The organism is Dialister sp. i34-0019-2H8 (assembly GCF_042846925.1).
GTDB lineage: Bacteria > Bacillota > Negativicutes > Veillonellales > Dialisteraceae > Dialister.
The window spans coordinates 1,092,590-1,116,035 of record NZ_BAABYQ010000001.1; the positions used below are offsets into that span (position 1 = coordinate 1,092,590).

General features: G+C 51.5%; 21 protein-coding genes. 18 read left to right on the forward strand and 3 right to left on the reverse strand.

Going from position 1 to position 23,446, the window contains the following annotated elements; translation table 11 throughout:
• The first annotated feature begins 264 nt into the window (after positions 1-264).
• The 6 genes from def (at position 265) to ACGG9R_RS04575 (ending at position 5,615) form a co-directional block, all read left to right on the forward strand.
• Positions 265-732, forward strand: a complete 468-nt coding sequence (gene def / locus ACGG9R_RS04550; protein WP_390152016.1) for a peptide deformylase — start codon at positions 265-267, stop codon at positions 730-732.
• Positions 722-1,663 carry a methionyl-tRNA formyltransferase gene (gene fmt, locus ACGG9R_RS04555; protein ID WP_390152019.1) on the forward strand — a complete coding sequence of 314 codons (942 nt, stop codon included), beginning with the start codon at positions 722-724 and terminating at the stop codon, positions 1,661-1,663. Before def ends, fmt begins: the two co-directional genes overlap by 11 nt.
• Positions 1,644-3,005 (forward strand): 16S rRNA (cytosine(967)-C(5))-methyltransferase RsmB, encoded by a 1,362-nt coding sequence (gene rsmB, locus ACGG9R_RS04560; protein WP_390152022.1) that lies wholly within the window; start codon positions 1,644-1,646, stop codon positions 3,003-3,005. The genes fmt and rsmB overlap by 20 nt, the downstream gene beginning before the upstream one ends.
• Positions 3,006-3,054: 49 nt before the next feature.
• Positions 3,055-4,089, forward strand: a complete 1,035-nt coding sequence (gene rlmN / locus ACGG9R_RS04565; protein WP_390152025.1) for a 23S rRNA (adenine(2503)-C(2))-methyltransferase RlmN — start codon at positions 3,055-3,057, stop codon at positions 4,087-4,089.
• Between the two features lie 318 nt (positions 4,090-4,407).
• On the forward strand, positions 4,408-4,758 hold the full coding sequence (locus ACGG9R_RS04570; protein WP_287835597.1) for a hypothetical protein: 351 nt from the start codon (positions 4,408-4,410) through the stop codon (positions 4,756-4,758).
• A 2-nt stretch (positions 4,759-4,760) separates the two neighbouring features.
• Complete coding sequence (locus ACGG9R_RS04575; RefSeq protein WP_390152028.1) at positions 4,761-5,615, forward strand: IS3 family transposase; 855 nt, start codon at positions 4,761-4,763, stop codon at positions 5,613-5,615.
• Positions 5,616-5,907: 292 nt separating this feature from the next.
• Here the strand turns inward: ACGG9R_RS04575 and ACGG9R_RS04580 are convergent, their stop codons facing one another.
• Positions 5,908-6,891: a site-specific integrase gene (locus ACGG9R_RS04580; protein WP_390155080.1), complete on the reverse strand. Its 984-nt coding sequence runs from the start codon at positions 6,889-6,891 to the stop codon at positions 5,908-5,910.
• A 428-nt stretch (positions 6,892-7,319) separates the two neighbouring features.
• Here ACGG9R_RS04580 and ACGG9R_RS04585 point away from each other — a divergent pair, with 428 nt between their 5' ends.
• From ACGG9R_RS04585 to ACGG9R_RS04640, 12 genes are all read left to right on the forward strand, one after another.
• Positions 7,320-7,928 (forward strand): MotA/TolQ/ExbB proton channel family protein, encoded by a 609-nt coding sequence (locus ACGG9R_RS04585; protein WP_390152031.1) that lies wholly within the window; start codon positions 7,320-7,322, stop codon positions 7,926-7,928.
• Positions 7,925-8,341: an ExbD/TolR family protein gene (locus tag ACGG9R_RS04590; RefSeq protein ID WP_390152033.1), complete on the forward strand. Its 417-nt coding sequence runs from the start codon at positions 7,925-7,927 to the stop codon at positions 8,339-8,341. The genes ACGG9R_RS04585 and ACGG9R_RS04590 overlap by 4 nt, the downstream gene beginning before the upstream one ends.
• A 12-nt stretch (positions 8,342-8,353) precedes the next feature.
• Positions 8,354-9,166: an energy transducer TonB gene (locus ACGG9R_RS04595; protein WP_022106023.1), complete on the forward strand. Its 813-nt coding sequence runs from the start codon at positions 8,354-8,356 to the stop codon at positions 9,164-9,166.
• Positions 9,167-10,130: 964 nt separating this feature from the next.
• Positions 10,131-11,264, forward strand: a complete 1,134-nt coding sequence (locus tag ACGG9R_RS04600) for an HAD family hydrolase (protein WP_390152038.1) — start codon at positions 10,131-10,133, stop codon at positions 11,262-11,264.
• Between the two features lie 53 nt (positions 11,265-11,317).
• Positions 11,318-12,319 carry an Abi family protein gene (locus ACGG9R_RS04605; RefSeq protein WP_390152041.1) on the forward strand — a complete coding sequence of 334 codons (1,002 nt, stop codon included), beginning with the start codon at positions 11,318-11,320 and terminating at the stop codon, positions 12,317-12,319.
• Between the two features lie 1,132 nt (positions 12,320-13,451).
• The gene (locus ACGG9R_RS04610) at positions 13,452-15,518 is read left to right on the forward strand and encodes a TonB-dependent receptor (RefSeq protein WP_390152044.1); all 2,067 of its coding nucleotides are present in this window, start codon (positions 13,452-13,454) and stop codon (positions 15,516-15,518) included.
• 16 nt (positions 15,519-15,534) lie between these two features.
• Positions 15,535-16,593, forward strand: a complete 1,059-nt coding sequence (locus tag ACGG9R_RS04615) for a FecCD family ABC transporter permease (RefSeq protein ID WP_390152046.1) — start codon at positions 15,535-15,537, stop codon at positions 16,591-16,593.
• Positions 16,590-17,360 carry an ABC transporter ATP-binding protein gene (locus ACGG9R_RS04620; protein ID WP_390152049.1) on the forward strand — a complete coding sequence of 257 codons (771 nt, stop codon included), beginning with the start codon at positions 16,590-16,592 and terminating at the stop codon, positions 17,358-17,360. The genes ACGG9R_RS04615 and ACGG9R_RS04620 overlap by 4 nt, the downstream gene beginning before the upstream one ends.
• Positions 17,357-18,373 (forward strand): FecCD family ABC transporter permease, encoded by a 1,017-nt coding sequence (locus ACGG9R_RS04625; RefSeq protein WP_390152052.1) that lies wholly within the window; start codon positions 17,357-17,359, stop codon positions 18,371-18,373. The genes ACGG9R_RS04620 and ACGG9R_RS04625 overlap by 4 nt, the downstream gene beginning before the upstream one ends.
• A complete protein-coding gene (locus ACGG9R_RS04630) occupies positions 18,370-19,404 on the forward strand; it encodes an ABC transporter substrate-binding protein (RefSeq protein ID WP_390152055.1) in 1,035 nt (344 codons plus the stop codon). Before ACGG9R_RS04625 ends, ACGG9R_RS04630 begins: the two co-directional genes overlap by 4 nt.
• A 408-nt stretch (positions 19,405-19,812) precedes the next feature.
• Complete coding sequence (locus ACGG9R_RS04635; RefSeq protein WP_022106032.1) at positions 19,813-19,995, forward strand: hypothetical protein; 183 nt, start codon at positions 19,813-19,815, stop codon at positions 19,993-19,995.
• Between the two features lie 132 nt (positions 19,996-20,127).
• Positions 20,128-20,247, forward strand: a complete 120-nt coding sequence (locus ACGG9R_RS04640) for a helix-turn-helix domain-containing protein (RefSeq protein WP_390152058.1) — start codon at positions 20,128-20,130, stop codon at positions 20,245-20,247.
• A gap of 70 nt (positions 20,248-20,317) precedes the next feature.
• Here the strand turns inward: ACGG9R_RS04640 and ACGG9R_RS04645 are convergent, their stop codons facing one another.
• Positions 20,318-22,669 carry a heavy metal translocating P-type ATPase gene (locus ACGG9R_RS04645; protein WP_390155083.1) on the reverse strand — a complete coding sequence of 784 codons (2,352 nt, stop codon included), beginning with the start codon at positions 22,667-22,669 and terminating at the stop codon, positions 20,318-20,320.
• 29 nt (positions 22,670-22,698) lie between these two features.
• Positions 22,699-23,433: a hypothetical protein gene (locus tag ACGG9R_RS04650; RefSeq protein ID WP_390152061.1), complete on the reverse strand. Its 735-nt coding sequence runs from the start codon at positions 23,431-23,433 to the stop codon at positions 22,699-22,701.
• Between the last annotated feature and the right edge of the window lie 13 nt (positions 23,434-23,446).

Sequence of the window (23,446 nt, forward strand, 5' to 3'; positions counted from 1 at the left end):
AAGGGCGACCCGTCCTAGGGACTAACCCTGAAGTTTGAAAGCAGGGATGAGTAGCTAGGGATTGGGGATTAGGAGTGGCTAGTGACTGGTGACTGAAATTCCATCTTCGGGCACCACCACTCCTCACTCATATAATTTAGAGAGCAAAGCTTTCAAACGTAATCAAGGGACGGCACGCCCCACGGCTAACCCTGAACCCGACAGCCTAATCCCTAATCCCTAGCTACCAGCCACTATTTTATAAACGAAAGGAATGATCCCGTTTTGAGTGAAATTATTACTGCCGGAAACCCGATCCTGAAAGAGGTCGCAGCGCCTGTGACTTCTTTCGATAAGAAACTGAAATTTTTGATCCTTGATATGAAGAAAACGCTGTATGAAGCAAACGGAGTGGGACTTGCAGCGCCGCAGATCGCAGTCTCCAAGCGCATCTTTGTCGCAGATGACGGAGAAAGCGGATTCGAAGCCTACATCAATCCCGAATGGCAGCCGGACGGCGATGAGATGGCGACGGACTCGGAGGGTTGTCTCTCCGTGCCGGGCCTTTTCGGGGAAGTGACGCGCTATGCACGTGTCATCGTCCGCTATCAGGACATCCACGGTAAGAAGAAGGTGAAGAAAGCCTCCGGTCTTCTGGCACGCTGCATCCAGCATGAGACAGATCATCTGAACGGGATTCTTTTTATTGAAAAAGCTATTTCTTTGCACAAAGGACCAAAAGATGAAGAATAACTATCGCATCGTATTCATGGGCACGCCCGATTTCTGTCTGCCTGCTCTTTCTGCCATGGTGGAGCATGGCTATACGCCCGTCGCAGCCTACACACAGCCGGATAAGATCAATGGCCGCGGGAAGAAGATCAATTATTCTCCGGTGAAGACATTTGCGATGTCTCACAACATTCCGATCCACCAGCCGCTCTCCTTCAAAGACCCTTCGGAGGTGGAGACACTGAAAGCGCTGAAGCCGGACCTCCTCGTCGTCATCGCGTATGGCCGCATCCTGCCGAAGGCGGTGCTCGATATCCCGACCTATGGCGCGATCAATGTCCATGCTTCGCTCCTTCCGAAGTATCGCGGCGCTGCTCCGATCCAGCGCGTCATCATCGACGGAGAGAAGAAGACCGGCGTCACGATCATGCAGCTCGATCAGGGCATGGATACCGGCAATATCGTGGAGACCGTCCAGATGGATATCCCTCTTCATATGACGGCAGGGGAGCTCTTCGAGGCGCTTGGAGAGATGGGAGCAAAGGCTCTGATCTCTGTCCTGGAGGATCTTCCGGAAAAGCTCGCACGCTCCACGCCGCAGGATCATGAAAAAGCGACCTATGCGGAAAAAGTCACGAAAGAGATGGGCCGCATCGACTGGACGAAGGATGCCAAAACACTTGATGCACTCATTCGCGGCATGTATCCGAATCCCGGGACGTATACCTTCTTCCGCGGCAAGCGCGTGAAGATCCATCGCGCCGAGGTCAGCGATGGGGAAAGTAAAGAAGCACCGGGGACCATCATTTCTACGAAGGACGGCCTTACCATCGCCTGCGGAAAGGGAGCGCTTACGATCTCCTCCCTGCAGCCGGAGAACCACAAGAGAATGGCTGCCGGTGACTTTGTGAATGGATATCAGGTGAAAGTCAATGACACATTCGACTGCTAAGCCCGTACCGTCCGCGCGCCGCCTTGCCTATCAGGCGCTCTACGACGTGCTTGAAAAAGACGCCTATAGCAATATCGTGCTCCAGCGCATCCTTGCAGAGTACCCGCTCAAGGCCGAGGAGGCGCACCTTCTGACAGAGCTCGTCTACGGCGTCCTTCGGAAATACAATCACCTTCTCTGGATCATCGGGAAGCTTTCGACGCAGAAGGTGAAAAAGCTGCATCCTTCCGTGCGGATCCTTCTTTGTCTTTCCCTCTATCAGCTGCTCTTTTTGACGCGCATCCCCGAGTCGGCTGCGGTGAATGAGTCTGTCAAGATCGCCAAGAAGGTGACGCATCCGGGCAATGTCCGTTTCGTGAACGGCGTCCTTCGGAATTTCCTCCGTAAAAAAGACAGCTTCCGGATCCCTTCGAGAAAAGAAGATGCACTCCTCCATGATGCGCTCACCTATAACCAGCCGCGCTGGCTCATTGAAGACTGGCAGAACGCCTGGGGCGCAGAAAAAGCGGATGCCGTATTCTCTGCGTTCAATGAGATCCCATCGATGACCATCCGTGTGAATCCTTTGAAGCAGCCACTGACTGACTTCGAGAAACTCCTCTCAGAAAAAGGGATCGAAGCTGCGCCCATCCCCTATCTGCCGGAAGGCTTCACGATCAAGAGTGGGGCGAATCATTTCTTTGGCACAGTCCTGAAGGAAGGGCTTGCCTACGTGCAGTCGGCTTCTTCTATGGTGCCGGCGAAAGTCCTCTCTCCGAAAGCGGGGGAGACGGTCCTCGACATGTGCGCGGCCCCTGGCAGCAAGACCACACAGATGGCAGAAATGATGGGGAATGAGGGCTCGATCGATGCATGGGATCTCTATCCGCACAAGATCGCCCTCATCAAAAAGAATGCGAAGAAGGAAGGCATCACCATCATCCACGCAGGGCCGCGCGATGCGACGAAGCCCATGCCCGCCGTTTATGAGAAATATGATAAGGTCCTTCTCGACGCGCCCTGCTCAGGGCTTGGCGTCCTGTCGCACAAGGTGGAGATCCGCTGGCGCAGGACAAGAGAGGATCTGCAGGAATTTCCGCCCCTGCAGAAGGCCCTCCTCGAAGAAGCGGCCAAGTACCTGAAAAAAGGCGGCACCCTCGTCTATAGTACCTGTACGCTCAATAGCAAGGAAAATGAAGACATCGTGACTGCATTTTTAAGAGATCATCCCGAATTTACGCCGATCGATTTCCAGCTGGAAGGCCTTGGCGCATCCGAAAAGGGTATGCTCACCATCTGGCCGGATCAGGCACAGAGCGATGGGTTCTTCGTGGCGAAATTGAAGAAGCAGTCGGAGGAGTAGGGCGGCATCGCCTGTATTTCTCATCTCTTATTGAATGAAAGGAGCCTCTATGGCCTGGAATATCTGGGGACACAGTCTCCCCGAAATGGAAACATGGATCACAAGCCATGGCTTCCCGAAATTTAGAGCCAAGCAGCTGCAGGACTACCTGTATCGCCGCTATATTTTTTCTTTTGACGATATGACCCAGCTGCCGGGGCCGATGCGGGAATGGCTGAAGGAGAATGCCGTACTCGAGAAGCCTGTGATCATGAGCCATATCACATCGAATGACGGCGATACGACCAAGCTCCTCGTGAAGCTCTCAGACGGTTCACTCGTCGAGACCGTCTGCATGCACCATGTCTACGGGAATTCCATCTGCGTCTCCACGCAGGTGGGCTGTGCGATGGGCTGCATTTTCTGTGCTTCTACCAGAAACGGTCTGGAGCGGAATCTCACCGCGGGCGAGATCCTTGCTCAGGTTTACGCCTTCCGCGAGCTTTTCGATGCTCCGATCCACTCGATCGTCCTGATGGGGGCGGGCGAGCCGCTCACGAACTATGATGAAGTGCTCCGCTTCATCCGCCTTGTGAGCGATCCGGGGCTGCTGAATATCAGCCTCAGAAATATCACGCTCTCCACCTGCGGCATCGTGCCTATGATCGATCGACTTGCCGCAGAAGGTCTCCCGATCACGCTTGCGATCTCCCTCCATGCGCCGAATGACACGATCCGCAACCGCATCCTGCCATCGAGCCGTCATTTCAAGATCGAAGATGTCGTCGCTGCTGCGCACCGGTACTTCAAGAAGACGGGCCGCCGCGTGACCTTCGAGTACATCCTCATCAAGGATGTGAATGCGTCCCGCGAAAATGCGGAAGAGCTCTGCCGCCTTGTGGGGAAGATGAATTGCCATTTCAATCTCATCCCGATCAATGGCACCGAGCATATCAAGCTGTATCCGCCGAGCTGGAAGGATGTCAAGATCTTTCAGGAGATCTTGGAAAAACACGGCAAGAGCACGACCGTCCGCAGGCAGATGGGCGACGAGATCCAGGCTGCCTGTGGACAGCTGAAACGGAGATATCTGGAGAAGAAATGACTGGTGACTAGTGACTGGTGACTAGGGATTAGGGGACTTAAGTGACTGGGGGACTAGGAGACATCAGGCTCTCTTGAAAGATACATAAAAAGCGCCGAGAAATCAGTGGATTTCTCGGCGCTTTTTGGTTGAATCGGCGTTTCCTTACATATTCGGCTGACACTGGCGCGGGAGGAAAGCAAGGGAAAGTAGTCTCTGAAGTGGTAAACTAAAATTGGACACAGAGGGGGTAATCTTTAGACATACAGTGTACACTGCATAGGCAGTGCAAAATAAGCACTGGACAGAGCGTCCCCCTTACTGGACAGGAGGTTTACCATGAAGTACACGAAAGAACAAAGATTGGACATCGGTCGACGAATTTACTACAGCGAAATAAGTCGGTATGAAGCCGCGGAAGAATATGGCATTAGTGAGCAGACCGCACGGAATTACATGAGAATGTATCGGGATGTCAATCGGCTGCCGCCCAAACACGGTCAGAGATCCATCGGCGCACTCTCTTTCAAGAAAGAGCCGGTAGAGCTGGATGAACTGAAATCTATGACAAAGGAGGAATTGATCCAGGAGCTGATCAAGGCCAGGATCACAGAAGCAAGGTTAAAAAAAGGATACGAGGTGAAGGGAGATGGTACGGTAATTCTATACGCCAGCAAGACTACCAAGTGATTATGGAGCTGTCAGGAGAAATCCCAGTGAAGATCCTATGTAAAGCAATGGGCATCCAGCGGAGCAGTTTCTACGCATGGAAGAAGCATCTCTCCCATCCTTCGGAAAGAGAGAAGAACCTTGCAAGCAATGTCAGGCTGTTTCAAGAATACCACTCGAAGTATCCGTCGCATGGTTACCGCTGGCTGAATGCCAAGATACGCCTAGACAAAAACATTGTCCTGTCTGACCCCTATGCTCATAAGTGTTGCAAGATTGCGGGAATCAAGAGCAAGTCCAAGCATTACCGCTACAAGAAGGCTGGAGATCCGGCACGGATATTCCCAAATCTGCTCCTGTCAGAGATGCAGATTGACGGGCCGATGCAGTGCATCGTGAGCGATATGACAGCGTTTTATGTGAAGGGCACCTACTACGAACTGACTCTTTACATGGATCTCTGGAACAATGAGATTGTCATCTATTCCCTTTCGGCAAAGCGTGGCGACCGCATGACCTATATCAATGGGCTGAGAGATCTGATTGCATGGAAGGAGCAACATCCAGAACACCAAATGATCCTGCACACGGACCAAGGATCTGTCTACGCATCTAAGGCCTACAACGACCTGCTGCCCATGTACGGCATTACCCGGTCGATGTCACGTGCCGGAACGCCGACAGATAACGCTGCAATGGAATCTGTCAATGGATGGATTAAGGCCGAGATGTTCATGGACTTGCACGTGACCGGAGAGAAGTCCATCGCGGAAGAGGTGGATGATTACATCCATTTCTTTAACGAATATAGGCCAGCCTATACATTGGGCTACTTGACGCCGAAGCAGTACCGAGAACGCCATATTTCTAAATGCTGAACTTATTCAAGTTGTAGTTGGCATAAAGTGTCTGGCGGTTCCCGAGACGATGTTGGAAGATTCACTGTATCTTGTACAAGTATTCAATTTTTATGCCTAATTTTTTTAGTTTCGTGTCCAATTTTTGTTGACAAGTGCATCTCACATATATTTTATACCTGTACGTAGAAGGGTGCCCTTTGGGGCACATCTATCCGGCGCCTTTGGCGCGCCCCTTCTCCAAGGGTCTGCTCAACTGGAGGGACTTTCCTAATCCCTAATCCCTAATCCCTAGCCACCAACCACTAGTCACTCACTCCCCGAACATCTTTGAAAGCGGGTTATTCGTAAAGACATCCGCTTCATTGATATAGCGGCGCACCATTTCCACGGACTTGTGACGGGTCTGTTTCATGATGAGACGCTCCTCGATGCCGTGAAGCGCCGCATACGTGGCGAAGCCGTGGCGCAGGCTGTGCGCGCCATAGAGCGTGGGGTCAAGACCGATCAGTTCGGCATATTTTTTGACGAGGAGATTCACCGTATTTTCACTGAGATGCGTCGAAGCGACCTTGCCATTTTTCAGGATCTTCCTGAAGATCGGGCCGTCATGGATATCAGCAGCCTTCAGCCAGTCATAGAGCGCACGGATGCCGTCCATTTCTTCAGGTACATTCTTCAGATGGGGGATGCCGACCTGCTGTCCTTCGCCCCGCTGGTCCGTCTTCGAGCGTTTGATGTGAAGGACGATGCCCTGCGGAAATTTTCTGATATCTTCCATCGTCAGAGAGACGAGCTCGCTTCTGCGGAAAGCCCCCATGAAGCCGATGAGGAGGATCGCACGGTCGCGCAGGCCGTGAAGCGTTCGGAGATCCATGCGGGAGATCATCTCCTGAAGCTCTTCAAAATACACCGGCGTTTTCCCCTTTTGCAGCATGCCTTTCTGCCGCATGAGGCCGATCAGTGCTTCTCGTACGATCCACGCTTTTGCGGGATTCTCCTTCGTGAGGCCGGCCGCATTGAAGTTCTCTGACAGAGCGGAAATGCGGCGGCGGATGGTCGCCGTTTTCGCATAGTCCGCCAGATCATTGATATAGTTCACGATCGTTTCCGGCGTGGTCGGGAACGATTCTTTTTTATGGTACGAGCACCAGTCGCAGAAGTCATTCCAGTCCGACTCATAGGCGTCGATGGTATGCTCCGACTTCGTTTCCGACAGTGCGAGAAGGCTCTTGTCGGAGAGTGCATCGTCATGGCTGCGTTTTGAGAAATCACGGATATAGAAATGGGAGGACATGGGGCGGCCTTTCTGGGAAATGAGGGAAATGGAGGCAGGAAACGGCGAAAGATACTTGTATGACGCCATAAATAGAAAGAGGGATCTTTTCACTGTATGCTATTATAGCATGGCACATGCCGGAATGGTGCGCTTCACCCCTTGAAGGTCGTTTGTGCTCTCTTGAAAGCTGTGCCAAGCCGTTTTGTGGCTCCCTATGACTGGTTCCGCCTTCGAAACACGTGCCGCTTCCTTCCGTAGGGAGAAAACGGAGCCATGCCGTCAAAGGGCGATCTTCCCGGGCTGACTTGGCATCCCAATTCTTTTTTATTAAAGCTCGCTAAATAAAAACACTAATTTTATTTGACTTACCACCTCTAAAATGGTAATCTAAGCTTAATGTAGAAATGGCTTGCCATTATTATTTATATCAGGGGGTCTTTAGAAAAATGGATGTACTTCACTTGTTTCATGCCGGCGGTTTCATGATGTATCCGCTGCTTCTCTGCTCTATCATCGTTGTCACGATCTTCATCGAGCGTTTCCGCTTCTATCACGCGAACCGGTCGAATATCGAAAAGCTCACGAAGGAGATTCCGGAACTCCTGGCAGCCAATGATCAGGAAGGGCTGAAAGCGGCGCTCAAGGCCGATGGCGGCATTCCTGCCGGTGTCATTCTCTCCGGCGCCGAGCAGCTCTCTTCCAAAGCGAACCAGACTGCCATTCTGGAAGGCGCGGCTTCTCATGCCGCAGGCGTCTTGAAGTCGTACCTGAACTACCTTGATGTCATCGTCACACTGTCCCCGCTGATGGGGCTTCTTGGCACTGTCATCGGCATGATCGGCTCCTTCAATGTCCTTTCGGTCGAAGAAGGCCAGCCATTCGCCATCACCGGCGGCGTCGCAGAAGCACTTGTCTGCACCGCATCCGGCCTTTTCGTTGCTATCATCGCCCTTATCGCCTACACCTACCTTTCGCAGCAGGTATCTAACTTCGTTTCCCAGATGGAAAAATTGGGTTCCCTGTATTTGGCTATTGTAGAGGCGGATCAGAAATGAAACTTGAATCAATGAATGTAGAGAAGAAGCCGAAGATCATGATCATCCCGATGATCGATATCATCTTCTTCCTTCTGGTCTTCTTCATGATGTCCATGCTGACGATGGTGGTGCAGAAATCGATCAATCTGAACCTGCCGCAGACCGCCAGCGCGCAGATCGATCTACAGAAAACACTGCCGATCAGCGTGACATCCGACGGTACCATCTATGTCGAGCAGGAGAAGATCCCGAAGGACTCCTTCAAGAAACGCATGGAGATCGAAAAGAACAGAAATCCCGATATCTCTATCGTCCTGCGTGCGGATGAAAAATCGGAGCATGGTGACTTCGTTTTTGTCTTAGACCAGCTGAAATCCGTCGGGATCTCCAAGATCGGCATTGCCACTGCCTCCAAAGGGCAGTCAGACTAAAGGGGTGGTGTGATGCGTACTTTCAAGTACCGATGGTCCTCCGCTCTGGGGACCTCGCTTGCCTGTCACGTCGTCGCCTTGGGGCTCATCACGGGCTTCATGCTGCTCTTTCCGGCATCGCCTGTGAATAAAGGACCCATCGAAGTCGACCTCGTCACGATGAGCGGCGGCGGTGGCGGTGGCGGCGGTGGAAACGGGGGAGAAACACCGCAGGAAGAAAAACTCCCCGAGATCAAAGAAGCAAAAGCCACACCGACAGCTCCGCCTCCTGTCAAGACCGAACCGGATCCCGAAGCAGAAAACGATGTCCACGAAGTCGCTCCGGCGCCATCAGAGGATACCTCCTCTGCCGCAGACACCAATTCTAAGGACAGCACTTCAGAGGGGAGCACCTCTTCCGGCACCGGTAGTGGTACCGGCGGTGGGAACGGTACAGGGAATGGGCCCGGCGATGGCAGTGGGGAAGGCCCCGGCTCTGGCTCCGGTTCCGGCGGTGGGAATGGCTCCGGCTATGGCAGCGGAAATGGAGACGGCGCCGGTCCCGGAGATGGCGTCACCATGGGACCGCAGCTTTTGAGCAATCCGGCGCCTGCCTATCCGGAATCCTGCCGTAAAGCGAATATTTCCGGAACGACGGTCGTTGGTCTCACGATTTCGAGCGATGGCAGCGTCTCGAGCGCATGGGTCGTTTCCTCTTCCGGGAATGGCACCCTTGACAGCGCCGCTGTCAATGCCGTCTACGGCTGGCAGTTCGTCCCTGCCAAACAGAATGGCGTGGCGATCACCTGTAATTCACAGGTACCGGTCACATTCAATCTGAGATAATGAAAAAGCACATGTGCCGCAAGGCGCATGTGCTTTTTTGCTGTGATGGGTTCAGCGTTTCCCTTGGGAAATATGTGAGAAAGATGAATACCGATAACGGTTTCTCGGCTTCGCTCGAAATGACGATGGCGCTGAACGCAAACTCACTATAGACGTGAAGGGGGACTTGAATGCCACTTACGATATGAGAATACCGCCATCCCTCCAGCGGAGCAGGCCCTTGAAGAAGGGCCGCGCCAAAGGCGCAGGATAGAGTGCCCCATAGGCAGGGGCACAGTTCACCGTAGCGGTCAGCAGAGCACATGCGTTGACCGTTCTTCCGTCCATCTCATATTACTCGCTGGCCGTTCTGCCGTATTCTGCCTCTTCGAGGCAGTCTATCCCAGCCTTTAGCTGCCCCCTTCTCCAAGGGGGAACGCATTTTAGGCTATTCACCATTCTCCGCGGCGCTTCCCTACTTTTATGCGCCGAATCACTCCCTGCACGCTAATTCTGAACCCTGAAGTTTGAAAGCAGGGATGAGTAGCTAGGGATTAGTGGCTAGGGATTAGGAGTCTCAAGTGACTCGTGACTGGTGACTGGGAGACATCAGGTGCTCGTATCGTCATTTCGAGCGAAGCCCTCGATCTTCCTTGCAGACCGATAAACGAAGGATGTGTGAAAGCAGAAATATGTAGCACCAAGGCGTCGTTTACTTGCAGTGCCTATGTGATACTGACCGGAGTGCAAGAAAGATCGAGGGCAACGCTTTCGATGACGGCGGCGCTTCTAAATTTTATGCGCCGCACCACTACTCCTCACTCCTCACTCCTAACTGGCGAGTAGAGCTTTCACACGCAATAAAAGGGAAGCACTCCCCACGGGCTACCCTGAACCCTTGACCCCTTATCCCTTCTTCCCTTTTCCCAAATATGTTAGAATAAATGAAACGATAGCCCATTCTATTTCCATGGAGGAACCAATCATGAAAAAAGTCATTTTCGATATAGACGGCGTCCTTTTGAGCGAAGAACGCTACTTTGATGTATCTGCTCTGACCGTATGGGAGATACTCTACAGCCCTGCGTACATGGGACTTCCCGGCGATCGTGATGATTTTAATGCGGAGCGCATCACCGAAGGGCAGATCGCCGGCTGCCGCAGCGTGGTGTGGGGGAATGATGCTCTGCTTTCCTGGCTGAAAGCGCGCGGCATCAATTCGAACTGGGATATGGTACACGCCGATCTCATTACCATCCTCTGGCTGATGGCAGAAACCTATAAAAAACGCTCCGGCGGAGAAAAAATGTCTTTTACCTTCCACCAGCCACAAGACTTGAAGCGCGCCGGGCAGGAGCTCATGGGACTACCCATGCCGAAAGCAGAAGACGTACTCGATCGCTGGGAGAGTGCCGTCCCCGAAGGCCTTCAGGGCGAAGAGGTCTTCCATGCCCTCAAGGATGCCATGGCGGATACAATCGATGGCGATCTCTCTTGGGGCGACCTACGCTCCGATTTCTGGAAGATCCATACCGAAGCCTTTCAGGCATGGTACCTTGGAGATGACACCTTCATTTCCCTCCTGCATCACATGCCCTACAGCGCAGGAAAACCTGGCTTCCTCTCCCGTGAAGTCCCGCTTGCGCCCGCCGCTCACATCCTTTCCCTCTTCCGCACACTGAAAGAGCGCGGCTATGACATCGCCATCGCGACCGGCCGTGCCAGAGAGGAGATGGAGATCCCCTTCAAGCTGTTCCACTGGCACGAGGAATTCGATCCCTACACCATGGCGACTGCCTCCGATGCGGAAGAATCAGCCGATAGGCTCGGTGGCCCCGTCCTCGACAAGCCGAATGCCTTCATCTTTTCCTGCGCCATCTTCGGAAGAGATCCAGACAACTACAAGGCCTACTCCGAAGAGACCATGCAGCCCGCCAAGGAGGATGAGATCTACGTCTGCGGCGACTCCTACTCCGACGTCATCGGCAGCCGCCGCGCCGGCGCAAAATGCATCGGCATCCTGACCGGCCTTGAAGGCAAGGACGCGATCCCGATGTTTGAGAAAGAAGGCGTCCCATATGTGGATCGCGTGACGGATGTGCTCGAAATCATTCGATAAATCACTGCTTCATTGCCATGTGATTTTTTCAAGGCTTTTTTGGGAGAATAAAAATGGCTTATTTGACGATTGATCAGCTTATGCAGCATCTTTCTTCTCATGGAATTGCGATTTCTGGTGATGTGCAGAAAAGACAGCTTACAAACATGGGGTATTTTCATGGTTACAAGGGATATCGTTTCTTTCAAACTCAGAAAAAGCGATTGCCTTTTACCTCGTTTCATGAGATCTACGAATTATTTCAGTATGACGCTGCATTGAAAGCATTGATGTACAGCCAGGTTATGTTTATTGAAAGTGCAGTAAAGAATGTCTCTATCAACTGCATTCTGGAAGCAACAAATTCAGAAAGCATACAAACTATGATGGACAATATTGTACTTTCTTTCCGAAATGCGCCGATTTCCTCCACTTTGGATCAGAGAAAAAGATTCCAGCAAAATAAACTGAATTTACAGAAATCGATTCAAACGGATCTTGCAAGAGCTTATAGAATGAACAACCCCAAAATTACTCATTTCTATAATCATATTGGCTATTCCGGCGTACCAGTTTGGGCACTTTTTGAAATCATCATGATGGGAGATCTGGGATTTCTTTTATCGTGCTTGACCAGAGAAGTACGGGAAAGTATTTCCAGAGCTATTGGCTTTAATTTGGCTAGCGATACCAATCGGGAATTGGTCTATAAGTATATCTATACATTGAAGGACTTACGAAATGCAATAGCGCACAATTCAGTCGTTTTTGATGCGCGCTTTCGAAACATAGATCCCTCATCGGCCATGAAACAGTGCCTTATGCAGGATGTTAAATTACCCTATATCAACTTTAAAACGATTGGGGATTATGTGATTTTGATTTGTTATTATCTTGTTGGTTTAGCCATAGAAAAAGAAGAGGTCTTAGCTTTTATAGACAACTTCATCAATGCAACAACTTGCTTTCAGTCTTCTGTCAGTGCGAGTGTATCATCAATGGTCGTACATCCTGATTTAATGAAGCGAATGTCTATCTTGAAGAGTTTTGTTGAAAAAGCGTATGTAAGGCCTTGAAAAAGAGCTGCGAAGATGATACAATCTGAACATGAATTGGGGTATATGTTTGCGGACATATACTTGGAGAGCCGAAGAAATTTGGCTCTCTTTTATTTTGTCTGAATACGCAAATGTATGTTGAAAATTGAAAAAACCCGCCGTATAGCAGGGGGTTGAGGTAGCAAAAAACATCCGGGAAACGCTTTCTGCCTTTACCCAAATGCAGGCGGGACACGGAATCGGCGCCGGTGTGGTTAAATGTACCAAAGTACGAACGTCCTGGCTGTCGTCGGTGCTCGGCCTCGCAGGGGGCAGGGAAGCGTGGAAAGCATGGATTTCCCGGATATTTTTTGTTTGTCTTACATTTTCAGCCTTAGACAGGTGGGGGAAAAAGACTGACATTTCCGTGCCCTGTCCGATGAGCCGGAGCGCAAAGCAAGATCTTCCTTTCGTAAGGCTGCTCTCTGTCGTATTTCTTAGCGCTAATGAATTCTGGAAATCAGAGAACAGCCGCGAAAAGGTGCACACACGATGCGCCCTTGGCTTCATGTCTGTATTGTATACCTTCTTTATGAAAATTGCAAGTCTGCGTCTTACGAGTATCTCACAAGAAATGGTGGATCACTAAAATTTATCAGTTGATAAACGCATATATATAGAATCATATGCCATTCACGAGTTCTTTTATTCACATGGCGGATTATGTCGTGATAAGGAGATATCGGCAGATCGGTCCATGAGAGGGCGTTTCTTATTTTTGCTGAGAAAATGAGATGATCGGGGAACCCATTGCGGATAGCCACCCTTTTACGGGGAATACACCTTATCATATGAAAATTAGAAACAAGAGATACAAGGTTAACAGAAATAAAATTGGATTAAAAACTATTGGACAAAATAAGTAGTTTATGATAGTCTCTTAAAAGGTCATCACTGATCAGGGAATAGGTGATGAGGATTTTCATCTTTGCCGTGGAAACTCGGACACACTGGCTCTTGATGGAGATCATTTTCTTCCCGCTCATTTTACATTTTGAAAAGAGGAGAATGGTTATGAAAAAAGAAATGTATAAGGTGCTCACTGCTGCCCTCATGCTCACAATTTCGGGGGGGGGTAGTAGGTAGTGCCGCTGATACTGTACTAGATACAGTGTATGTATATGGAGATAGAGAACAGGCGGAACTCCAGCCGCTTGGCTCTCTTGCGTATCAGACGCAGAATGTAGGGCTCTTAGGAAATAAAGATGCTCTCGATACGCCATTTACCAGTATGTCGGTAAGTCGTAAATCTATAGATACTTTTGCATCCCCCATGAATGGTGTCATGGATGCATTAGCATTAAATCCATCGGTCAGACCTGTGGGCGCTGGAATTGCGAACGAAGTTTCCATCCGCGGCTTTAAGGTGTCTGACCATTCTTTGTACGTCAATGGCATCCCGGGGCTTTTGAATCAGCAGAAGTTAACAGATGTATATATTGAAAATGCCAATGTCATTTCCGGACCTAATATCGGCGTAGCTGCGACGAGTGCGAATCAGGCGGTTTCCGGTACGATTGATTTCCAGTCCAAGCGTGCACAGTCTACACCGAATACAGATCTAAAACTGACTTATCGCGGCGGATCTTCTTTCCAGCAGATGGTCGATGTAGGCAAACGATTTGGCGATAAGCAGCGCTGGGGTGTTCGTGTCATGGCGGACAACATCGATGGAGAAACAGCGGTAAAAGGGGAAAAGCTGACACAGAGAGACGTCTTCGTTAATATTGACCAGAAAACCACAAATAGCAAGACAAATATTTTGGCTGGCTATAACTATAATAAACAGCAGGGGATGGTTTCATATGGGGTAGGGTTTGATTCTTCCCTTACCTCTTTGCCAAAGCCTTTGGATGGTAGCAAGACTTATGGAACTGACTGGACTTTTAATGAATATGATAACTGGATTTTAGGAATCAATCATGAGCAAAAATTAAATGCGCACATGACTGCTTTCATGAATGCCGGATATCATAGAGAAGATTGGTACGGCTACTTGGATGGCGATCCAAAAATATTAAATGCAAATGGTGATTATAAGGTTTCTGTGGATGTGTATCCACTGGCTGTTACTAGAAAATACATCGCGCTCGGCTTGAAAGGTAAATTTAAAATTGGTGCAAGTGAACATGAATATGTCGCCAGTGTAGATAGAAACTGGGCAACAAGCTATGGCGGAGAATGGAAAAATGCCTTTGGTATAAATACACCCTATTACTCAATACAGGGGAATACGAATCATCCATCTGCAGGTGTTGCGCCAAATACCAATCCATATGCCGCACCATGTCCGAAATACAGAGAAGTAACCATTAATGGCTGGCATCTTTCTGATACCGTTTCTTTCGACAATGGGAAGTACCAGTTTATTGGCGGGCTTCATGGACAGACGTTAAAAAAGCATAGTGTTTCTAATGGCATCAATGGGCCGGAAGCTAAATATGATGCCGTAAGTCCAACATTGGCTTTTTTATATAAACCAACTGATAACTTTAGTGTATATGTGGCTCATACGGAAAACTTCTTCGAAGGTTCTATGGTAAGCACCAAAGTAAGCTCTATGTATGATGCGTATTATGAAAACGCAGGGCAATATTTGGATCCTTATAAATACAAGCAGAACGAAATTGGCTTTAAACTCAAGTCTGGCAACTTACTTCATACGTTAAGTGCGTTTAAAATTGAAAAACCAAATTATGGTGATGTATGGAAAGACGGAAAACTCTACTATGCTGAATTTGGTAAGCAGAAGAACAAGGGGATCGAATACTCCTTTGCAGGTTCTGCAGGAAGCAAATTTGACATTGTGGGCGGGTTTACCTATTTGAATACGAAACAGGCTACCCAGGATGCTAATAATGGCAAATGGGTCAATGGTGTGCCGCAGTGGTCCGCTACTGCAGGCGTAGTTTTCAAGCCGAGCGAGAATGTCCATTATATGGCAAGAGCGCGCTACATGGGGCATTCCTATATTCAGAATGAAAAGCTCAAAGTCCCCTCTTTCTTCCTGTTTGATGTCGGTGCTGACTACACGACAAAGTTGAATGAAACACCTGTGACCTTTAAAGCCATGGTTTACAATTTGTTCGATAAGAAATATTGGAACCCAATGAATAGTAACAGCCTTGCAATTGGTATGCCAAGAACATTCACTCTGTCTGCAGAATTCCGTTTCTAATCCAAAGGAGAAATCTATGAGCAGAACTATCCGCCGGATGCCTCTGGCGATTCTTACGACCATTCTCACCGTTCTGCTCCTCTTCTCCTGTCTCCTCGGACTGAAGCTCGGGTATCTTTCTGTGTCCTTGTCGGGGATCGTATCGATCCTTGCTTCACATCTTTTGGGAAGTGCGCTTCCTTCGGATATTGCGATGGGCATTGCGGATGCGGTCTGGGATCTTCGGCTCCCGCGCATCCTGCTCGCGCTGGCGGTCGGGATGGGGCTTTCGCTGTCCGGCATGGTGATGCAGGCAATGTTTCGCAATCCGATGTCAGACCCTTACATCATGGGCGTGTCCTCCGGGGCATCGCTGGGGGCGGCTTCTGCCGTTTTCTTTGGCGCGGGGGCGGCTTTCGGGGTATCTGCGATCGGATGCGGGGCATTTCTCGGTGCCTTGGCGTTGTCGCTCATTCTCGCCATCGCGGCAGGCCGTGTGGCACCGGGGGATTCATCCTATCTCCTGATCTTTGGTGCGGCGCTGGCGGCAGTCTGCGGCGGGATCACGAGTGTGCTGGTGTATATCGGATCCAATGCGACGGGGATGGATGTGACGCTGTACTGGCTGATGGGCTCTGTTTCCTTCGCGAAACTCCTGCCGACGCTCTCTGTGCTAGCCATCGTGCTTGCTTTCATCATTTTTTTCTCTACACAGGCAAGGATCCTGAATCTGATGCTGGAAGGGGAGGAAACTGCTGTCCCGCTGGGGCGGCAGCTCCTCCCTTTTCGGCGTCTCTATCTGGTGATGAATGCACTCCTGATGGGAAGTCTGGTGACGCAGGCGGGACTGATCGGCTTCGTAGGTCTTCTGGTGCCGCATGGCTGCCGGATGGTCATGGGGGCGTATCACAGGAAGCTCCTGCCTGTATCCGTTCTTTCGGGAGGACTGATGACGGTCTGGGCAGATATCTTAGGACGGATACTGATCCACGGTGTGGATATTCCTTTGGGTGTCAGCTTATCTCTGATCGGTGCGCCTGTATTTCTGGGGATGCTCATCCGGCGTTCGTATCATTTTGGAGGAGAAGGGGCATGAATATTTCAGTCAATCATGTATCTGCCGGTTATGGGGGAAAGCAGGTGCTGAAGGATGTGTCGATTTCCTTCGAAAGCGGACAGCTGACGGGCATCATCGGGCCGAATGGGTGCGGGAAGAGTACGCTTTTGAAGTGCATTTACCGTCTGCTTTCGCCTTGGTCCGGGGATATCCGGATCGGTGATACGGTTTTGAAGGATCTGCCGTATCGTGAAAGTGCGAAGCGCGTCGCGGTACTGGCGCAGCACCACGCAGCCGGCTTTGACTTTGATGTCGAAGAAGTCGTGCTGATGGGGCGCACGCCTTACAAAGGCATTACGGAGGGAAACAATCGCGAGGATCGTGATATCGCGCATCGGGCGATGCAGGAAACAGGCGTGGAAACATTAGCGGAGCAGAGCTTTTCTTTTCTCTCCGGCGGGGAGCAGCAGCGCGTAATGCTCGCGCGGGCTCTCACGCAGGAGACACCTTGTCTCATCCTGGATGAACCGACGAATCATCTGGATATCACCTACCAGCTGCAGATCATGGATCTGGTGAGCTCGCGCCATTTGACGGTGCTTGCGGCCATTCATGACCTGAATATCGCAGCCATGTATTGTGACAAGATCGCAGCGATGAAGCATGGAGAGCTGGTCGCCTTCGGCAGACCTGAAGAGGTCTTGACGGAGGAGCGGATCTGGGAGCTGTATCATGTGAAGGCTGAGGTTTTTCCGCGAAAAGATGGAAGGCCGGCTGTGATTTTTGAAAGAGGGGCCATCGTATGAAGCCGGTCTATCGTGTGATGCTCATCAGCTTTCTCTGCCTGCTCCTGACGCTCTTCTCATTGGGGGTGGGAGAGATCTCCCTTTCACCGGCAGAGACTTGTCATTATTTGTATCTGGCGCTGACTTCGCCGGAAGGAAGTGGAATGGTCGAGCAGGATGTGCTGCAGTTCATCCGTCTGCCGCATCTGGTACTGTCTTTCTTCATCGGGGCAGGACTCGCCGTCTGCGGGGCAGTGATGCAGGCGGTGATGAAGAATCCGCTGGCAGATCCGTATCTATTGGGGATTTCCTCTGGTGCAAGTCTGGGCGCGGTGCTGGCGATCGCACTCGGTATCGGGATGATCGGGAGCTTTGATGGGATCGGCGCCGCGGCTTTTCTTGGCGCCGGACTTGTTTCCCTTCTGATTCTTCTTATTTCTTCGATCAGCGGTAAAGGAGAGGGATTGACACTGCTTCTGGCAGGTTTTGCACTCAATGCAGCCTGCTCGGCTGCTGTGAGCTTCTTTGTCACCGTGGTGGCGGATACGTCGAAGACGCGGTCTATCCAGTTCTGGATGATGGGGAATATCCGTGCTGACTCCTGGATGGCGATCGGCATTTTGGCGATTCTAGTGACGGCTGGATGTTTCTACTTCTTCTCCCAAAGGCGCATCCTCGACCTGATGCTCATGGGGGATGACCTCTCTTTAACCATGGGGCAAAAACTTTCGACGTATCGAAAAGTGTATATCGCCGTCATGGCGCTTCTTGTCGGAGCGGTGGTGTACATGTCGGGTATGATCGGATTCGTCGGGCTCATCATCCCGCACGGCGTACGTCTCCTCGTGGGGAGCAGCCATGGACGTCTTCTTCCGCTGGCGGCGCTTACGGGAGGGACATTTCTCTGCTGGGCGGATATTCTGGGAAGAAATGCGATCTCCGGACTGGAGCTGCCTGTGGGCGTCATGGCCGCACTGGCAGGTTCGCCCTTTTTCCTGTGGATGCTGATATCCAGAAAGCAGGTGAGAAGATGAAGAAGGCTTGGCTTCTCTCGCTCCTTCTGCCGCTCTGCCTATCAGGCTGTCAGTTGCAGAAGTCTCCTCCTGCCGAGGAATATTCGCGCCCCTTTGTGGAGAATATTAAGGTAGAGAACTACTATGAGACGGGGGTGAATCGCGAGTACCTGTCGGATGTGCCGCAGCGCGTGATCGTCATCGGTGCGAATGAAACGGAGACGCTGCTGGATCTTGGTGTCGAAGATGCCATCCTCGCGGCAGATGATGGACAGAACAGTCAGTGGTATGGCATCAAGGCATCGAATGAAAAGGCCTTTCAGTGGCTGCCTCGCATCGGCCGCAGCACGATTCAGGCGGAGCATTTCCTGGAGATGCATCCTGATATGATCATCGCAGAGCAGCAATTCTTCTCGAAAACCCGTCTTGGCAGTACGGACTACTGGAACAGCAAGGGCATCCTCACTATGGTGCCGCTGAATACCACATCGCCGGGCAAGCTGAATCAGGTGGAAACCGTAGAGAAGGAAATGAAATTCATTCGTGATCTGGGGATCATTTTTCACAAAGAGGAAGAAGCAGAGAAAATCGTGAGCGCAACGGAAAACCGGATTCACGATATAGCGAAAACTGTGGAATATCATAAGAAACCGAAAGTCATGATTCTCGATCGTATGAGCATCCTCGCTTCTTATGGGCGAAAGAAGATCGCAGGGGATATGGCTACCTCTATCGGTGGCATTGTCCCGGATACCACGGCGGCGGTCAGTGATGAGATGATGATGAAGCTGGACCCGGATGTCGTCTTTCTCGTCGTGTATCGCGATGAGGAGAAGGAGCTGGCATGGCTCCGAAATAGGCCTGCTTTCCGAAATCTGAATTTCATAAAAAATAACCGTCTCTATGGCATACCGCTGAAATATGTGTATGGCCCGCAGACGCGGACTATCGATGCGATTGGCTATATGGCAGAGCGCATGTATCCGGGTATGTTTGATTTCCCGAAGGAATATGACTTCCATCCGTGTTTCCCTGGCCACTCGTCGCAATGATTTCTTTGAAGTGAGAGGAGCAGGCGAAGCAAATCGTTTTTCCATCGCTTTTTCCCTTGCCTTTTGTTACAATACAAGTAGAAAGGCGGTGGTGCCATGGGACGACTCAAACAGTGGGAAGAACTCACCTGCACCTTCGATTCCTTCGGAAAAAATCTTCCGATGTACACCTTCTGTTGTCTATTGACAACATCGCGGTCATGACGGACAGTCCGATCCCTTATGTGAAAGAAGTAGCCCGCGAAGTGGGATATTCTGTTTGACAAAAAAGAAGCAACGAGCTGAAGGGTTGGGTGCTTCTTTTTTGTCATATGGATATAGGAAAGCAGAAGACCCCTGCTCGTGAGAAATCAAGCGAGCAAAGAAAATGCGGGATGAGTATGTGAATCGCAGCAGGAGGAGAAAGAAATGGATGATTTCGATAGATATCTCAATGAGCAGATGAAGGATCCCGATTTCAAAAAAGAATGGGTTGAGAATGAAGCGCGCTATCAGCTGATGATGATGGTTCTTCGCGCACGGAATGAAGAACACTTGACGCATTTGAGCTGGCGGAGCGCACAGGGCTTCGGCAGTCTAGGGAAACACTGATTCAATCGTTGTTCGATTTTACTCTTGTATTTTCATGTAGCGCAAGGAAGAGCCCTCCTTAAATAGCGAGCTATTTAAGGAGGGCTCTGACGAAGCGTTGTATGAAAATATATGTGAAATCGAATTCTGCGATTGAATCAGCGTTTCCCTAATATCAGCCGCATTGAGAAAGGTCAGTCAATGCCTTCCATTGCTACACTTGCGAAGATTGCGCAGGGACTTGGAAAACGGCTCGAAATCCGTTTTGTATAGTTTTACGCGCAAGCAAAACCCCCGATTTGCCAAAAGGCAAATCGGGGGTTTTCATTTATGTACCCATGAATCAGAACTTCACTCTGAGCAGTCTTACGGCATAGAGGATACAGAGGATGGTGACGCCGGTATCTGCGAAGACGGCGACCCACATATTGGCATAGCCTAGGAGGCCCATGATCATGACGGCGATCTTCACGATGAGGGCGAAGGCGACATTTTCCCAAGCGGTCTTGATGACTTTTCTGGCCACGCGGACGGCTTTGGAGATCGCGTCGACATTCGAATTCAGGAAGACGACGTCAGCGGCTTCGATGGCAGCATCTGCGCCGCTGCCCATAGCGGCGCCTACATCAGCACCGGCGAGGACAGGAGCGTCATTGATGCCGTCGCCTACGAAGAGGACGGAGCCGATCTCTTTTCTGACTTTCTGCATTTCAGAGAGCTTGTCTTCCGGGAGAAGGCCGGCGTGGATGTTTTCGATGCCGACGAGGCTGCCGATGGCTTTCGCGCTCTTTTCGTTGTCACCGGTCAGCATGACGGGGGTGATGTCGAGGGCTTTCAGGTCTTTGATGCCTTCGATGGTGTCGGACTTGATGGCATCGGAGATGGTGATGCGGCCGAGGAGGGTCTTGCCTTTGGCGACATAGACGTCGGTGCCGACTTCTTTGTTTTCCGGAAGGGTTGGGACAGAGATGCCGGAAAGGGCGAGGAGCTTTTCATTTCCGACATAGATGTCTTCGCCGTTCAGGTTGGCTTTGACGCCGTGTCCGGCGATTTCCTGCATGGAGGTGAGCTTGGGAAGAGAGAGACCTTTTTCATTTGCGCAGGTAACGATGGACTGGGCGATGGGGTGGGTGGAGTAGATCTCAGCGGCAGCTGCGAGGGCAAGGATCTCGTCTTCGCTCTTGCCAGCGGTCTTCACGATGCTTCTGACTTTGAATTTTCCTTCGGTCAGAGTGCCGGTCTTATCGAGGACAGCGGCTTTGGTATTCGAGAGGGCTTCCATGACGGTGCCGCCCTTGAAGAGGATGCCTTCTTTCGATGCGGCGCCGATGCCGGCAAAGAAGGAGAGCGGGACGGAGATGACAAGCGCGCAGGGGCAGCTGATGACGAGGAAGGTGAGAGCGGTGTAGATGCATTTATCCCAGTCGGCGCCGAAGAGGAGCGGCGGGAGGACTGCGACGGCGATCGCGACGAAGACGACGATCGGGGTGTACACGCGGGAGAAGCGGGTGATGAAACGGTCAATCTTTGGCTTGCTGGCGACGGCATTCTCGACGGAGTCGAGGATACGGGTGACCATGGATTCTGCGAGGACTTTTTCGACCTGGATGCGGATGGTGCCGGTCATATTGACGCAGCCGGAGTCTACGGGGTCGCCGACGGCTGCGAGGACAGGCTTCGGTTCACCGGTGACGGCGGAGGTGTCGATCTGGGTCTCGCCTTCGGAAATGATGCCGTCAAGCGGAATGCGGTCGCCGGGGCGGATGAGAAGGATATCGCCGACTTCGGCTTCTTCGGCCGGGATGGTCTCAGTGCCGCTTGCGGTCACGCGCTGGACGACTTCCGGGCGCAGGTCGACGGCGTCCATGATCTGGTCGCGGCTGCGGTCGGCAGCGAGGTCCTGGAAATATTCACCGATGCGGTAGAAGAGCATGACGCCGACAGCTTCTGGGTATTCGTGGATCGCGAAGGCGCCGACGGTTGCAACGGTCATAAGGAAGGTCTCATCGAAGAATTCCCCATGGGTGATGTTTTTGAGGGCGGTGTAGACGATGGGACCGCCTAAGATGAGGTAGGAGACGAAGAAGAAATAGTCTCCGATGGAGGCAAGTCCTGCGAAGAGGCCGGCCGGCTGGTAGTGCATCAGCATGCCGATGACGAAGAGGAGGCCGCCGATGGTGAGTTGGCTTTTTTCGCTTTTCAGGCGTTCAAGGAAGGACGCTTCTTTTTTTGCCGCTGACTTTTTCTGCGCTTTGGTCGGGCGCTGTTTCTTTCGGATCTCGGTCGGACTTTCGACCTCGTTGCATTTTCTGGTCAGCTCGGGGATGAGGCTGTCCGGATCTTTGGCGGTGAGTTTCATCGTCTTGGTGGCGAAGGAGATCGAGGCGGAGAGGACGCCGGGCTGGCGGTTCACGAGCTTTTCGAGCTTGACGGCGCAGGCTGCACAGTCAAGGGTGGGGATCTCATAGATCTCTGTCTTGAAATCGCCCTTGTCAGAGGGCGGTACGATGCCGATATTTTCATCGACGGTGCGGCAGACGGAGAGTAGCTGCGGGATGAGATTGTCCGGATTTTCTTTGGAAATGACGCGGAGCTCTTTCTTTGTGAAGGAGACCGAGGCGAAGAAGACGGATGGCATTTCGCGGATCTTCCCTTCCATTTTCGCGGCGCATTCCATGCAGTCGAGGTGCTCCATGTGATAGAGACCGCGTTTGTATTCCTTTCCTAAGAAATCGCACTGGCAGGAGGCAAGGTCTTTGCCGCAGTAGTCGCAGTCTTCTTCGTCGATGCAGTCATGGCAGTGACAGTCGTTCTTGTGCCCGTCATGATGGTGGACGCCCTTGTCATGGAAATGACCGAAGGCGCGCCTTTCATCGATCGCAATGTCGGCATCGCTCTCCATGACATCGATCTTATTGTCCTTGTATTTTGCCATTTCAGGGTCATTCGAGTGGTCATGGCTCTCTTCCGGGATCTCTTCGCAACAGCCACAGCCGCATCCGTGCTCATGGGAGTGGCCTTCGTGGTCATGGTCATGCCCGCAACCGCATCCGTGCTCGTGGGAGTGGCCTTCGTGGTCATGGTCATGCCCGCAACCGCATCCGTGTTCATGGGAGTGGCCTTCGTGGTCATGGTCATGCCCGCAGCCGCATTCGTGTTCATGGGAGTGGCCTTCGTGGTCATGGTCATGCCCGCAGCCACATCCGTGCTCATGGGAGTGGCCTTCGTGGTCATGGTCATGCCCGCAACCGCATCCGTGCTCGTGGGAGTGGCCTTCGTGGTCATGGTCATGCCCGCAGCCACATCCGTGCTCATGAGAGTGGCCTTCGTGGTCATCCCCGCAGCCGCAGCTGTGATTTTCTTCATCTTCTTCGTGGTGTGCATGCTCTTCGGTGCGATGGACGGCTTCCTGTGCCTGATGGCAGTGGCCGCATCCGCAGTGATGTACATGCTTTTCATCGTGTTTTTCCAT